A 14903-nucleotide genomic window follows, 5' to 3' on the forward strand; every position below is an offset into this window, starting at 1 on the left:
TTAGACAGAAAAAACGATTTGCGGCGTTTTGTTCAAAAGTTCTGCCCCTTTCGCAGTAATGAGGTAATTATCACAGCTGAAAGCCAATGCTTTATTGTTTGCAGCCGTCGGATGAATCGCTAAAAACATGCCTTCTTTCAGCAACATGGTTTCTCTGGGAACAAAGGCCGGACGCTCTACCATGTCATATCCCTGCCCATGAGCGAAATAACGTTTTTCAGGAGCATATCCATGGCTTATCAAAAAATCATTATTAGCTTTAAACAGGTCCGACGGAGCAGCTCCGGGCTTAAGCATCCCGGCTATATATTTCTGTGCTTTTGTTGCAATTGCATAGGCATCGAGTACATCTTGGGATGGCTCACCTAAACACCATGTTCTAGCAATTTCGCCATAGAAGCCGCCCGGTCCATTGACCTCGATCAGAATAACCATTCTGTCACCCTGTTTGATTTCTCGATTATCAAAAAATGGGTCAACAATAAATGCTTTGTCATTAGCTTCTGTCCCGACCACGATATTTTGCTCTTCACTACCCATATCCATTGCCAATCGTTTTAATTCACTGCGAATTTCCGACTCCTTGCGTCCTGGACGGAAAAGGACCGGCACAGCTTCCGCAAGGTGATCATGTAACGCAACAGTTTTCCTTATCAAGGCGATCTCGTCTTCACTCTTTACAGCTTTGATCGCGTCAACCAAATCCGTGGCATCTACGATCTCCACACCAGGAAGCTTTGCAACAATGTACTGATATAACGCCGCACTGATTAAACTTAATCCTACCAAACCAATTTTTTTGTAGTGTGAATCCTTAATTTTCTCTACTATAGCCTGAGGGGCGTCGTAGTCCGTATAATTAAGAGTTTGAATAATTGGATAGGTTTTAGACGCCAGCACTCCCCGCGTTGCCCATGCAGGCGGAACAGCAGGGCCGTCAATAGCGCCGTGGCTGATGACGGTCATTTCTTCATTGACCGGGAAAAAGATTGTTGTCCCGTAAGTGGGAGCAGGAATGTCTAAAAAATAACGAATATATCCCCCAAGAAACTGATTATGATTTTGGATAATGAGGCCGTCAATACTTTGTTCCTTCATCGCTTCTCTTATTGCTGACCACCGACGTTCTAGTTCCTTATTAGGGATCGGGCATTTGAATCTTTCACCTAAATTAGTCAATTTGTCATTCTCCCTTCATTTTATCTAAGATTTCACAGGCTCATGTAGTTATTGATGAATTTGTAAAAAATTATTTATATTTTAATAATAGTTTAATACTTCAAGTCAAAAAACTCTGTAAAGTGCTATACAAAAATACCCGGACAATAAACAAAAAGTCCCTCGAAGCTAGTCCACGGGAACATAAAACCAACTATTTTCTATTCCGTAAAATATGAACATGTCACCTGATGCTCCTCAAATCGTGATGAGGATGGGCAATGGGTCTATGGCGTCAATTTCAGGTCTAATAGCACTATTTTCCAAAAGCTTTGGAGATTTGTCCATCACAATTTAAGATTCCCCAAAAAATAATCTGGTACTGGGGGAAGTATTTACCGCCAGGCCAGCTAATACAGAAATATTATTTAAAAGAACATTATTATTTCATTCAGCAAAAAGTCTATAATTGTTTTATTGAAAAATAAGGAGTCTTCCTTCCTTGAACGCAAATCATTAAAGGCATACTTTTAAAGCATTTTCTGTACCATGACATAATTATATTGAGATTCAAGGGCAGAATCTTCCTCATACTTTTGCAGAAAAAATTTTTCTACCAATTGCTTTGCATAATTATCTATATATGAAATTCGATTATTGTTGCAATCGGCACACACATGAAGAAGAAATTCATAATACCTGCTGCATGTCCCCAAACGCGACAACGTTGTCGTGTTTGGGGACATGTTTTTCGTCTGAACTATACTGATTTCATTTTCATTTATTCAGAATAACTTTCGGCAAGTACAATTCCTTCTCAGCGGTGGCCATGGAGTATTTTTAAAGTGTAAGATTTGATTACTCTCCTGAATTATTTTGTTTTTCCGATTGTTTGGCATTCTTTTTAGTTTTCTTGCTTTTGTCGCTCATGATAAATCGCCCCCCTTTCAAACTTACTAAAACGTATCCGAAAGCCTACGTGTTTCAATCATGGAATGAAGTCGGCTCCCGTTTGTCTCTTATAATAGTCTGTTGCATAACCTTTTGCAGTATTCGTGAAATATTGACCCGGAGTTGAGTAAGAGAGAGTTGAAATTATGTACTTTATTCGGACATAATTATGACTGAATTTTATTCAATTTTTTAGCGCAATAGTAACATGAAAGGAGCTGATTTAATGCCTATCATTCGTCCGATGGCTGATCTGAGAGACACAGGAAAAATTTCTGAACTATGTTGCCAAAAAGATGAACCTGTGTTCATAACCAAAAATGGAATCGCGCATCTTGTTGTTATGAGTATAGATACCTATGAGAAACAGATGGGACTTCTGGAAATCTATCGGAAACTAAGTGCTGCAGAAAAACAACTTGAGGAAGGGGTACCTCTTCTCACAGGAAGTGAAGTCTTTGGCAAACTAAGGGAAAATGTTCTACCTTATTAACTCTGAATGTAAAGAGGTTGTTATTATGCGTGTTTTTTATGGAGGCGCGGGGATATCACAACTTGCAAAATAAAAATCCTCCTCTTCCTGCACGAATGGAATGAGGAGGATTTTATATACTTATCAAAGAAGAGCACGCAATGATCTACCTTGCACCAAGTGAGATAACTTATTACCCAAACATAATCTTGCGACTATGGCTAAGCAGAATCGCCACCCCAAATGATGGTTCGTTCGACCATACTGGATATCTACCCAGCCTGCTTTAACCTTACGGCTAAAGTAGACCGAAAAATTTACATATAGCAATGCACCTTTGGAGTGTATCTCTATATATAAAAAATCTTCCAAAACCCAGCACAATCTTAGCTCGACCCAAGCAGATAAGTTGGAACCCCTAGATAATCAAGGTTAATCGACTAGCTAAAAGCTTTTCCCTACCCACAAGAATCTTCTCTCCGACAATTTATAAACGGACGCCTATAAATCATCTTTGACCGACTCATATATACCCCGATTATGAAGCACATATAAATCTTGGCTCAACCATTACGTACCCTTCGACATTATAATGTGCTTTTAGCGGATGAAATATTCAAGTCCACTTAGCCAATAAAAACCATAATTGGCAAACCTCCATGTCATTGAATGCGTCTTGCATCACGCAGCTTAAGTATTTATTCCTGGTTTTTGTCATCATATCTCTCTTCATTAAAAAATCATAGGATATTTACAAGAAAATCAAATTATTAAGATAAAATTCCATTGTATTTCCTATTATTTTGATCGGAGGAATTAGTTTTGAAGAAAAAAAAGATTCTGATTGGAGGGATAAGCTTAGTGCTGTTGTTTCCATTTGCCTCTGTAGCCATAGCTGATGAAGTGACTTCTGCGGCAAGTCAAAGCACAGTACAAATTGTCGCGCAAACAGCAGCACAAGCTCAATCCCCGACTGAAGCAAATGGCCATATTACCGTGGGAATGGCCGGTATGAAAGGCGGTTCAATGGATAGCAATTCAACGGAGATAGACTTAAATGAAACCTCACATGACATGGATATGGATAAGCCGGATGTGCAGGAAGGCGGGCAAAAAGCTGAGGAAGACGGACATGGCCAGTCGGAAAAGACTCAAGGCAAGGAACACGGTGAAGAGGAGCCGGTAGGGGTTAATTGGCCTGTGGTTTGGGGCTTTTTAGGCATTAACTCACTTGTTATTGTCAGCGCGGGAATTCTCAAGTTTATGAAATAGGTGATAAATTTTCTCGGTAAAGGAGTAAAATTGATGGCAGTCATTAAAAAAGCAGATCCAGTCAGACATCCGGATTCACCCAAAAAGAATTTGCTTGATAATAGGGTGATCAAAGCTATGCTTAAGAGCCGGTGGTTTCCAGGAATCATTCAGTGGCCGGTTTTATTCGTTTTTGCACTTATTGTTTTTGAGCTCATGGCCGGACCAGGTTCAGCCCATGATAATTTCGGCACGGCAGGAACCTGGGTACTCTGGTGGCCGCTGATTCCGATTATTTTCTTGCTTCTGGGACGTTTTTGGTGTGCAATTTGCCCCTTCGCCACTGTAAGCGACTGGATACAAAAGTTTGTCGGCAATAACCGTCCTGTTCCTAAATTTTTAAAGAAATATGGCATATGGCTGATTGATATTTTCTTTATACTAATCACATGGGCGGACCATACCTTTGGGATCGTTGAAAGTCCCAGAGGCTCGGGTGTACTGTTACTGATCATCACAACGGGTGTGATAATCAGCGGAGCCTTCTTCGAACGCCGTACCTGGTGCAGGTATCTGTGTTTTCTCGGCGGCTTATCGGGTAACTATGCACGGTCGGGTTCCCTTGAGCTTCATGCTACTCCTGAAAAATGTGCACAATGTACGACTCAATCCTGCTATAAGGGAAAAAGCAAAGTTGCCGGCTGTCCCATGTTTGAATTTCCCCGTACCATGGATAGCATGGCCAGATGCAATCTCTGTGCCAATTGTATTAAAACCTGTCCCAATGATTCGATTCAATTGAGCACCCGTGTCCCGACCAAAGGATTATGGTTTATTAAAAAACCTAAATTTGAAGAATCTTTCTTAGCCGTTATCATTATGGGAATTGTTTTTGTACAGAATATCACCATGCTGGAAGTCTGGGGAAAGATGCTTGCTTCCCTGGAGAATTTTGTTGGAACAGATAATTACTTTGTAACCTTTACCATCACCTTTATTATTGCTATGGCCATTCCTGTACTTGCATTATTTGCAAGCAGTTATTTTGCTAAACTCTCCAACAAGAAAAGCACTATCCAAAATTTTGCTATCTTTGGCTATTCTCTGATACCTTTGGATCTGGCCGGGCACATTGCTCACAATCTGTTTCATCTTCTGGCTGAAGGCAAGTCGGTCCTCTTCACTTTCCTGGCCTTATTCGGAGTTGAAACTCACGGTGCTTCAGCTGCTATCTTCAGTAATTCAACCATTCAAATGCTTCAGTTTGGTTTAATTGGACTGGGTACCCTGGGATCAATCTATACAGCTTACCGAATCTCGAAATACAATTTTGCGGCAGAAGGAAAAACTTTTGCCAGCTTTATGCCTTTCGCGGTATTAAGTGTTATTCTGGGGATTGTTAATGTCGGTCTGTTTATCCTTCCCATGGCTATGCGCATGTAGCTGAAGCTAAGGGCAATGTCCTTAAAGAGGTAAAGAGAGTACCGGAGGGTCTGAAAACAAGCAACAGACGAAGCAAGAGTGTACCGAGGTAAATCGAGAGCCCCAGGGATAATGACCCTGGGGCTTTGCAGTGAGCATATTATATTGATACGAGGATATGGAAGTTTGTTATATAACTTCTTTGTCGGCAAAAGGCACTAAGCAAACCTTATAGCGCAGCTAAGACTGCATCGCCCATCTCTATCGTTCCTACAACCTTATCTCCTGCTTGGGCCAGATCCCCGGTCCGATACCCCTGCTCCAGGACCTTTTCCACAGCATTTTCAATGCGCAGTGCTTCGGCTTCCATACCGAAGGAATAGCGAAGCATTAATGCCGCAGAAAGAATGGTAGCCAGGGGATTAGCCAGGTTCTTACCGGCGATATCCGGGGCAGAACCGTGAGCCGGTTCATACATCCCTTGGCTGCCGCTTAAGCTGGCTGAGGAGAGCATACCGATGGAGCCTCCCAGCATCGAAGCCAGGTCGGTGAGAATATCTCCGAACATGTTCTCCGTGACGATGACATCGAATTGCTTGGGGTTGCGAACCAATTGCATGGCCGCATTATCCACATACATATGAGTGAGTTCCACTTCAGGGTACTCTTTAGCCAATTCATTGGCTATCTCCCTCCAGAGGCGGGAGGTTTCCAAAACATTGGCTTTATCCACGGAACAGAGTTTTTTATTGCGGAGCATGGCTGTCTCAAAGCCTTGGACCAGAATGCGCCGAATCTCTTCTTCTGAATAGCTCATCTTGTCGTATGCTGAACGGGGATTATCTGAACGGCCTTTTTCTCCGAAATAAACCCCTCCGGTCAATTCCCGGATCACTACCATATCCACCCCGTCCAGGACATCCTCTTTAAGGGTAGAAGTGGCTAACAGGCTGGGAATCATGCGCACAGGGCGGATATTGGCATAGAAATTCAGCCCCTTGCGCAGGCCTAAGAGAGCCGCTGTCTCCGGACGCTCTGAGGCCGGGAGATGATCCCATTGATGTCCCCCTACCGCACCTAACAGAACTGCGTCAGCTTCCCGGCACCCCTGCAAGGTTTCATCCGGCAGGGCTTTCCCCACCAATTCGATGGCTGCTCCCCCTACGGGATAGTCCTGAAACTCAAAGTCAGCATCCGCTTCCGCCAAGACTGCTTTCAGCACCCGTACTGCCTGAGGAATAATCTCCTGCCCGATGCCATCGCCGGGCAATACTGCAATTTTAGGCATGTTCTCGTCTCCCTTTCACATATGGAATAAGTCCCCCTGCTTTGATCAGATCCTGCATAAAGGGCGGGAAAGGCCGGGCTTCGAACTCAGTGTTTCTGGTCAGATTGACGATCTTTCCGGTCTCCAGATCCACAGAGACCTCATCCCCTGCTTCGATACCTTGAACTGCCTCGGGGCATTCCAAAATAGGCATACCAATATTCAGGGAGTTACGGTAAAAGATCCGGGCATAAGAATCGGCGATGATCGCTTTCACCCCTGCTGCTTTAATGGCTACCGGAGCATGTTCCCGGGAAGAACCGCAGCCAAAGTTTTTGCCGCCGATGATCACATCGCCGGGCTTTACCTCTTTGGCAAAATTAGCGTCAGCATCTTCCATGCAATGAACCGCTAAATGCTCGGGAGTATTTTGATTTAAATAGCGTGCCGGTATAATGACATCGGTGTCGATATCATCTCCGAATTTCCAGGCCTTAGCCATTATAACACCTCCTCTGGATGTGAGATTTCCCCGGTTACTGCCGACGCTGCCGCTACAGCCGGTCCGGACAGGTAGACCTCACTTTCCGGATGTCCCATCCGTCCGACAAAGTTCCGGTTGGTGGTGGAAAGAGCACGCTCCCCTTTGGCTAGGATTCCCATATATCCGCCTAAGCAAGGTCCGCAGGTAGGAGTGCTGACCACAGCTCCCGCATCGATAAAGATATCGATCAGGCCTTCCTTCATGGCTTGCTTATAAATATCCTGAGTTCCGGGGATGACAATTAAGCGCACATCCCCATGGACTTTCTGACCCTTGAGGATCTGGGCTGCCACCTGCATATCTTCCAGGCGGCCATTGGTACAGGAGCCGATGACCACTTGATCGATTTTGATTCCTTTCCCTTCACTGACGGGTTTGGAGTTCTCCGGCAAATGAGGAAAAGCCACTTGTAGGGGAATATCGGCCACATCCCATTCATAGACTTCCACATACTGAGCCTCAGGATCGCTGTGATAGACTTTATAAGGACGTTTGGCCCGTTCATTCACATAAGCCAGGGTCTTTTCATCGGGAGGGATAATGCCGTTTTTGGCCCCGGCTTCCACAGCCATATTGCACATGGTTAAACGGCCGTCCATGGACAAGGCGGCGATACCTTCCCCGGTGAATTCCATGGCCCGATAGCGGGCGCCGTCCACCCCGATTTTGCCGATAGTGTAAAGGATCAAATCCTTGCCGCTGACCCAGGGCTGGAACTTGGTCCCTTTGAATATGAATTTGATGGATTCCGGAATTCTGAACCAGGCTTCCCCGGTAGCCATACCGGCGGCTAAATCCGTGCTGCCCACTCCCGTGGCGAAAGCACCCAAAGCCCCGTAAGTGCAGGTGTGGGAATCGGCGCCGATGATCACATCCCCCGGCAGGGTCACCCCTTGCTCAGGAAGAAGACAGTGCTCAACACCCACTCTTCCCTGCTCCCAATAATGAACAATCTCTTGTTTTTTGGCAAATTCTCTTAAGGCTTTGCTTAATTCCGCAGAAGCGATGTCTTTGTTGGGGGTAAAGTGGTCGGGAACCAAGGCGACCTTGGTCTTGTCCCAAACGGTTTCCACACCAAACTTCTCAAATTCCCGGATAGAGACCGGGCCGGTTATATCATTGGCCAAGGCCAGATCCAGTTGGGCGGTAATCAATTGACCGGGTACCACCTTATCCAGACCGGCATGCTCGGCAAGAATTTTCTCAGTGATGGTCATTGCCATATCTCTCATTTCCTTTCCTCTTATATAGAGCCACTTATATAGAACCATGCGCTTTGTTATTACGAACAAAGCGCATGTCATTATCTGATAAACAAGTTTGATGCAATGAGCAAATAAATTTCGTAACGCTCCGTGGGTCGGGTTAAACTCTTTCTGGGAGAAAGGTAAAAAGGTGGTGGTTGGGGCGGGAGACAGCTAAAGGTCCGGGTAGCTGAAGGAGGCTTCCCCCCGAGGGGGATTCAAGTATGGTTATTCACCGGGCTTCTTAATAAAGGGCATCATGGCACGAAGCTCAGCTCCCACTTTTTCGATAGGATGCTCGGCGTCTTTGCGCTCGATAGCATTGAAGGAAGGACGATTGATTTGGTTCTCTAAGAGCCAGTTTTTGGCAAAGGTGCCATCCTGGATTTCCGCCAGGACTTTTTTCATTTCTTTGCGGGTTTCATCGGTGATGATGCGTTTCCCGATCATCATATCCCCATACTCGGCGGTGTCGGAGATGGAATAACGCATCCGGCTGATGCCGCCTTCATAGATGAGGTCGACAATCAGCTTTAATTCATGCAAGCATTCAAAATAAGCACTCTCCGGTTGGTAGCCGGCTTCCACTAAGGTATCAAAGCCTGCTCGGATCAATTCGGATACCCCGCCGCAAAGTACGGCCTGCTCACCAAAGAGGTCGGTTTCCGTTTCTTCCTTGAAGGTGGTCTCCAGAACTCCGGCCCGGGTACAACCGATACCTTTGGCATAAGCCAAGGCTAGATCATAAGCACGGCCGCTGGCATCCTGATGAATCGCTATCAATCCGGGGACTCCGGCTCCTTCTTCATAGGTTCTGCGCACCAGATGGCCGGGGCTTTTGGGAGCGACCATGAAAACATCCACATCAGCGGGAGGTACAATCTGACCAAAATGAATATTAAAGCCGTGAGAGAACACTAAGCATTTGCCTGCGGTAAGATGGGGTTTGATTTCGTTCTCATAGACGGAGGCCTGACGCTCATCAGGGAGAAGAATCTGAATTAGATCAGCCTGAGCTGCTGCTTCAGCCACAGTGGCAACTTTTAAACCGGCTGCTTCAGCCTGTTTCCAGCGGCGGGAATCGGCACGCAGACCGATGACGACATTGAGACCGGAATCTTTTAAGTTCTGAGCCTGAGCATGACCTTGGCTCCCATAACCCATCACTGCAATGGTTTTGCCTTGGAGTAATTCCAAGCTTGCATCAGAATCATAATACATTTTTGCCATGATAAACGCTCCTTTTGAATCCCCTGAAGATTAATTTTAACTGAGGATTACCTTATTAATATAATGTTTTGCCAGCCTAAGATGCATTTCTAAGAAATAGTGAAATATAAGGATTAGATGTACTATCTCATGATAGCACATCTAATCCTGTTGTACAACAGAAAACAGCATTTAGGCGGTTTTATAACAACTCTGTATATTGGAAATGTTTAGATAAAGACAGCCTGATTAGCCTTCCAAACGGGTTATGGCAATCTTTCCGGTCCGCACCAATTCCATCAGCCCAAAGGGGCGTATGGTTTTTACGAAGGCATCAATTTTTTCTTCGTCTCCGGTGAGCTCTACGGTCAGGTTGCTTCGTCCCATATCCACCACCCGGCCCCGGAAAACGTCCACGATTTGCAGGACTTCCAGGCGGGTATCTGCTTTCACCTTGATGCGGATTAAAGCCAGCTCCCGATCCACCACCGTCTCGTTGGTCAGATCCGTCACTTTATGAACTACCACCAGCTTATGCAGCTGTTTGGAAACCTGCTCAATCACTGTATCATCCCCATCGACAACGATGGTCATCCTGGAAATGCCGGGATTCTCCGTCTGACACACCGAGAGACTGTTAATATTGTAGGCCCGCCGGGCGAACAATCCGGCCACTCTGGTCAATACACCAGGGTTATTTTCGACAAGAACCGCTAAAGTATGCAGCATTTTCCTCACCACCCCAACATTTCTGTGAGTCCCTTCCCTGGGGGGACCATGGGAGAGACCACTTCATCTTCGGATATAATGAAATCCATGAGTACCGGACCGGGATGATTAATAGCTTCCAAGAGAGCATCGCGGACTTCGGAAGTCTCCGTAACGCGGATTCCGTGAATGCCGTAAGCTTCGGCAATCTTGATAAAATCAGGGTTGGCGGTAAGCTGAATCTGACTATAGCGTTCATCGCAAAAAACCATTTGCAGCTGGCGAACCATACCTAAAACCCCGTTATTCATGAGGATAATCTTCACCGGAAGCTGGTATTGCACGGCGGTAGCCAGCTCCTGAATGCTCATCTGGAAGGAGCCGTCCCCTGTGACCAGAAAAACAGTGCTTTCAGGAGCAGCGACTTGAGCTCCGAGAGCTGCAGGCAATCCAAAACCCATGGTGCCCAGACCGCCGCTGGTGATAAAGTGCCGGGGGGCTGGAACCGGATAGCCTTGGGCGGCCCACATCTGATGCTGGCCCACATCGGTGGTGACAATGGTATCTTCCTCGGCAATTTCGCCTAGAGTCTCAATAATCACCTGGGGATTGAGGTTGGGATTATCGGTCTTGAGTTTTTCTTCCTGCCACAAGCGGAGTTGCTCCCACCAAGGCGAAATTTCCGGTTTGCTGATTTTCGGCAAAAGATCTTCCAAAACCAATTTGGCATTGCCCACAATGGGTACCTTGGTTCTTGCGACTTTGCCGATTTCGGCCGGATCAATATCGATATGAACGATTTTGGCTTTCGTGGCAAAACGATGGCCTAAACCGCTGGTGACCCGGTCGTCGAAGCGGACCCCGATGGCAATCAGCAGATCACAATCATCTACGGCATAATTCGCCGTCACAGTCCCGTGCATCCCCACCATGCCCAAAACATTGGGGTGGTTTGTGGGCAGGCTTCCTATCCCCATCAGGGTAGTGACCACCGGAAGGTTGGCCTTTTCCACCACTTGCTGAAGGATTTCACCGGCTCCGGCCGTGATCACTCCTCCCCCGGCATAGAGAACCGGCCGCTGGGACTGAGCAATGACCCGGGCGGCTTCTTCGATCTGCCCCGCATTCCCCTTGGTAAAGTACTTATAGCTTTTCAGGTTCAGCTCTGCCGGGGCCGGACTGATATCTGTTGCTGCCAGAACGTTTTTAGGCAAGTCGATTAAGACAGGGCCGGGTCGTCCCGTGCTGGCAATATAAAAGGCCTCCTTGACGATCCGCGGGATCTGCCGCGGGTCCTTGACCAGGTAAGAATGTTTGGTGATGGGAAGGGTAATCCCTGTGATATCCACTTCCTGGAAAGAATCCGTCCCCAATAGACTGGTGGGGACTTGCCCGGTTAAGATCACAACGGGTATGGAATCCATATAGGCATTGGCAATCCCGGTGACTAAATTCGTTGCTCCCGGCCCGGAGGTGGCCAGACATACCCCTACTCTGCCGCTGACCCGGGCAAAGGCATCGGCGGCATGAATCGCAGTCTGCTCATGCCGGGGCAGCAGATGCCGGATCGGGCTGTTGATCAGAGCGTCATAGATGGGCAAAACGGCTCCGCCGGGATACCCGAAAAGGACTTCTACTCCTTCCTGGACCAAGGAATCCAGCAAAAGAGCCGCTCCCGTGGCATAGGTAATACTCTCTTTCTCATTCCCCAAATGTTATCACTCCTTTACTCGTCGTAAGGCCGCTCCTTTAGAAGCAGATTGTACGAAATAGGCATACCGTCCCAGGTAGCCTTGGCGTAGTTCAGGCTTGAGATGATCGGGCTTAACTGCCATAGCTGCGAATTCTTGTCGGCGCTGTTCTCTTTCTTCTTCAGATACGACCCACTCAAGACGGCCTTGACCAATATCAATGCGAATTTTATCTCCATCCTTTAAGAGGGCGATGTCCCCTCCCAAGGCGGCTTCCGGTGAGACATGACCGATGGAAAGGCCGCGGCTGGCACCTGAGAATCGTCCGTCTGTGAGCAAAGCCACATCGGAATCCAGGCCCATACCCGCTAAGGTCGCTGTCGGCCCCAGCATCTCCCGCATACCCGGCCCGCCTTTTGGCCCTTCATAGCGAATGACCACTACGTCGCCGGCTTTGATTTCCAGATTGCGGATGGCCTCGGCGGCGGGAACCTCTCCATTGAAGACCTTGGCTGAGCCTTCAAAGACAAAGTCCTGACTGCTTAACGCACCTTGTTTAATGACCGCTCCTTCAGGAGCCAAGTTGCCGAAGAGGATGCGCAATCCCCCTCTTTGGGAGAAGGGGTTGGATTGGGGGCGGATGATCTCAGGGTCCACGACTTGGGCATCCTTTAAGCGTTCTGCCATAGTTACTCCGGACACAGTCATGGTGGAGCCGTCAATCAATCCGGCATCCAAAAGCTGTTTGAGAACCGCACTGACCCCGCCTGCTTCATGGAGTGCAGCCAAAGGAGTTTCCGAAGCCGGGGCAAGTTTACAGATTTGGGGGGTTTTTTCACTGACTTCATTAACCTTGCCCAGATCCCAGTCAATATCCCCTTCGTTGGCGATGGCCGGCAAGTGAAGGATAGTATTGGTGGAACAGCCTAAGGCCATATCCACGGCTACTCCATTTTTCAGAGTGCTTTGGGTGACAATATCTCTGGGTCTAAGGTCTTGACGATAAAGCTCCATAACCTGATGGCCGGTTTCTTTAGCAAGAGCTAAACGCTCGGAGTAGACTGCAGGAATGGTGCCATTGCCCGGTAAAGCCAGGCCGAGAGCCTCGGTCAGACAGTTCATGGAATTGGCGGTAAACATCCCGGCACAAGAGCCGCAGGTTGGGCAGGCTTTGGCTTCCAGCTCATGGAGCCAGGCTTCGTCCTTTTTGCCGGCGTGGACCTGTCCCACCCCTTCAAAAATTGTGCTCAGGGTTACGGTGTTGCCTTCAAACCGGCCGGGCAGCATGGGACCGCCGCTGACCACAATGGCCGGGAGATTTAAGCGCATGGCAGCCATCAACATCCCGGGAACCACCTTGTCACAGCTGGGGATTAAGACCAAGGCATCCAGCTGATGGCCCTTGGCCATGACCTCAATGGCATCGGCCACGATTTCACGGCTAGCTAAAGAATAATGCATCCCCTCATGACCCATGGCAATTCCGTCACAGACCGCTATGGTAGAAAACTCAAAAGGGGTTCCACCGTTTGCCCTGATCCCTGCTTTCACGGCTTCTGTGACTTGTCTAAGATGCATATGACCGGGCACCAGCTCGGTAAAAGAATTGACCACACCGATAAAAGGTTTGCTGAGCTCACGATCCGTCAGTCCCAAAGCTTTTAAAAGGGAACGATGGGGCGCCCGGTCAATTCCTGTTTTTATGGTATTGCTGTTCATAGTTTTTCCTCCACTATTTCTGTTCAAATTATCTATATCTATAGTATTGGCTTTTTTTCAAAATTTTCCTTCTTCATCCTATTGTTTGTTCATTAGAACGAGACTTCTTTCAGCGATAACCTTTCGCCGGAGATTATGCTTTATTAATCGGCACCCCGTCCACTAAGGTCAAATCCCGGAAATCCTTCAGAAGCTCTTTAAAAATTTCACCAGGCTGGCCGTCGGCGATGACGCGGCCGTCGGCTTTAACCACAGGAATTAATTCGGCTGCCGTACCTGTTAAAAAGCATTCCTCTGCGTTATAGACATCATGGCGGTTAAACAGCTCTTCCCGAACTTCGAGCCCCCTCTTTTTGGCCAGTTCGATGACGGCGTTGCGGGTAATACCCTCTAAACATCCCGATGACAGAGGGGGGGTGAGCAAGGCTCCCCGGCGGAGGATGAAAATGTTATCGGCGGTGCCTTCCACAACATAGCCTTCTTGAGTCAGCATAATCGCTTCCACTACACCGGCTTGAATGGATTCGATTTTGGCCATAATATTATTGAGATAATTCAAGGATTTCACCCGGGGGCTAAGAGAATCCGGGTTGGTCCGGCGTACGGCCACGGTTTTGACATCCAATCCCTGCTCATACATTTCCTGGGGGTAGATTCTAATTTGGTCGGCTATACAGATAATGCTGGCGCCGACACAGTTATTGGGGTCCAGTCCCAAGTCCCCCACGCCCCGGCTCACAACCAGACGGATATAGGCGTTATCCAGATTATTCTTGCGCAGGGTGCTGCACAGGACTTCTTCCATCTCCTCTTTGGTAATGCCGATATTCAGCATGATGGTCTTAGCCGATTCATATAAACGGTCAAGATGCTCTTTACATCTAAATATGCGGCCATGATACGCCCGAATACCCTCGAAAATTCCATCTCCATATAAAAAACCATGATCAAATACCGAAATTTTGGCCTCCGCTTTGGTTACAAATTCACCATTAAGATAAATTAACTTTTCCATACAAAATCTCTCCTTTAAATATGCTAAAACTATGCTAAAACTGTTTATAATAGAAAATTTCCTGAATATTATAAAGAAAACCCGGCTTCGCCGTGTCTTTTAATCACGCATCCAGAAAGGCGAAGTCGTTGGTTGCACTTATGCTGGAGGAAAGTATGCAACGAAGTTATACTTTCTGACAGTGTAGAAAACCGAGCGGTGTTCCTACCCTCTCGAGGAACTTTCCGCTCGGGTATTTTCTGCCCACGGTGT

12 protein-coding genes are annotated in these 14903 nt (G+C 47.2%); 3 read left to right on the plus strand and 9 right to left on the minus strand.

Annotated features, from left to right (window positions below):
* Positions 1–1179: a M24 family metallopeptidase gene (locus BUA14_RS19970; protein ID WP_072774203.1), complete on the minus strand. Its 1179-nt coding sequence runs from the start codon at positions 1177–1179 to the stop codon at positions 1–3.
* 1156 nt (positions 1180–2335) lie between these two features.
* Between BUA14_RS19970 and BUA14_RS19975 the strand changes: the two genes are divergently transcribed.
* From BUA14_RS19975 to BUA14_RS19985, 3 genes are all read left to right on the plus strand, one after another.
* On the plus strand, positions 2336–2602 hold the full coding sequence (locus BUA14_RS19975; RefSeq protein ID WP_072774204.1) for a type II toxin-antitoxin system Phd/YefM family antitoxin: 267 nt from the start codon (positions 2336–2338) through the stop codon (positions 2600–2602).
* Positions 2603–3403: 801 nt separating this feature from the next.
* Positions 3404–3853: a hypothetical protein gene (locus BUA14_RS19980; protein WP_072774205.1), complete on the plus strand. Its 450-nt coding sequence runs from the start codon at positions 3404–3406 to the stop codon at positions 3851–3853.
* 33 nt (positions 3854–3886) lie between these two features.
* Positions 3887–5275 carry a 4Fe-4S binding protein gene (locus BUA14_RS19985; RefSeq protein WP_072774206.1) on the plus strand — a complete coding sequence of 463 codons (1389 nt, stop codon included), beginning with the start codon at positions 3887–3889 and terminating at the stop codon, positions 5273–5275.
* 208 nt (positions 5276–5483) lie between these two features.
* On the opposite strand, the gene leuB is transcribed toward BUA14_RS19985, so the two are convergent.
* From leuB to ilvE, 8 genes are all read right to left on the minus strand, one after another.
* On the minus strand, positions 5484–6542 hold the full coding sequence (gene leuB, locus BUA14_RS19990) for a 3-isopropylmalate dehydrogenase (RefSeq protein ID WP_072774207.1): 1059 nt from the start codon (positions 6540–6542) through the stop codon (positions 5484–5486).
* A complete protein-coding gene (locus BUA14_RS19995) occupies positions 6535–7023 on the minus strand; it encodes a 3-isopropylmalate dehydratase small subunit (RefSeq protein WP_072774208.1) in 489 nt (162 codons plus the stop codon). The genes leuB and BUA14_RS19995 overlap by 8 nt, the downstream gene beginning before the upstream one ends.
* Entirely contained in the window at positions 7023–8288 is a 1266-nt protein-coding gene (leuC, locus tag BUA14_RS20000; protein WP_072774283.1) for a 3-isopropylmalate dehydratase large subunit, read from the minus strand. The genes BUA14_RS19995 and leuC overlap by 1 nt, the downstream gene beginning before the upstream one ends.
* A 249-nt stretch (positions 8289–8537) precedes the next feature.
* Positions 8538–9539, minus strand: a complete 1002-nt coding sequence (gene ilvC, locus BUA14_RS20005; protein ID WP_072774209.1) for a ketol-acid reductoisomerase — start codon at positions 9537–9539, stop codon at positions 8538–8540.
* A gap of 228 nt (positions 9540–9767) precedes the next feature.
* Positions 9768–10247: an acetolactate synthase small subunit gene (ilvN, locus tag BUA14_RS20010; protein WP_072774210.1), complete on the minus strand. Its 480-nt coding sequence runs from the start codon at positions 10245–10247 to the stop codon at positions 9768–9770.
* A 5-nt stretch (positions 10248–10252) separates the two neighbouring features.
* Positions 10253–11938, minus strand: a complete 1686-nt coding sequence (gene ilvB / locus BUA14_RS20015) for a biosynthetic-type acetolactate synthase large subunit (protein WP_072774211.1) — start codon at positions 11936–11938, stop codon at positions 10253–10255.
* Between the two features lie 6 nt (positions 11939–11944).
* On the minus strand, positions 11945–13636 hold the full coding sequence (ilvD, locus tag BUA14_RS20020; RefSeq protein WP_072774212.1) for a dihydroxy-acid dehydratase: 1692 nt from the start codon (positions 13634–13636) through the stop codon (positions 11945–11947).
* Between the two features lie 133 nt (positions 13637–13769).
* On the minus strand, positions 13770–14651 hold the full coding sequence (gene ilvE / locus BUA14_RS20025) for a branched-chain-amino-acid transaminase (RefSeq protein ID WP_072774213.1): 882 nt from the start codon (positions 14649–14651) through the stop codon (positions 13770–13772).
* Positions 14652–14903: the final 252 nt, after the last annotated feature.

The organism is Desulfitobacterium chlororespirans DSM 11544 (genome assembly GCF_900143285.1).
In the GTDB taxonomy this organism is placed as follows: Bacteria; Bacillota; Desulfitobacteriia; order Desulfitobacteriales; family Desulfitobacteriaceae; genus Desulfitobacterium; species Desulfitobacterium chlororespirans.

Excerpts from the sequence above, each read along its gene's own strand:
- ilvD (WP_072774212.1), bottom strand. The coding sequence starts at position 13,636 with ATGAACAGCAATACCATAAAAACAGGAATTGACCGGGCGCCCCATCGT.
- BUA14_RS19995 (WP_072774208.1), bottom strand. The coding sequence starts at position 7,023 with ATGGCTAAGGCCTGGAAATTCGGAGATGATATCGACACCGATGTCATT.
- leuC (WP_072774283.1), bottom strand. The coding sequence starts at position 8,288 with ATGGCAATGACCATCACTGAGAAAATTCTTGCCGAGCATGCCGGTCTG.
- BUA14_RS19985 (WP_072774206.1), top strand. The coding sequence starts at position 3,887 with ATGGCAGTCATTAAAAAAGCAGATCCAGTCAGACATCCGGATTCACCC.
- leuB (WP_072774207.1), bottom strand. The coding sequence starts at position 6,542 with ATGCCTAAAATTGCAGTATTGCCCGGCGATGGCATCGGGCAGGAGATT.
- ilvE (WP_072774213.1), bottom strand. The coding sequence starts at position 14,651 with ATGGAAAAGTTAATTTATCTTAATGGTGAATTTGTAACCAAAGCGGAG.
- ilvN (WP_072774210.1), bottom strand. The coding sequence starts at position 10,247 with ATGCTGCATACTTTAGCGGTTCTTGTCGAAAATAACCCTGGTGTATTG.
- ilvC (WP_072774209.1), bottom strand. The coding sequence starts at position 9,539 with ATGGCAAAAATGTATTATGATTCTGATGCAAGCTTGGAATTACTCCAA.
- BUA14_RS19975 (WP_072774204.1), top strand. The coding sequence starts at position 2,336 with ATGCCTATCATTCGTCCGATGGCTGATCTGAGAGACACAGGAAAAATT.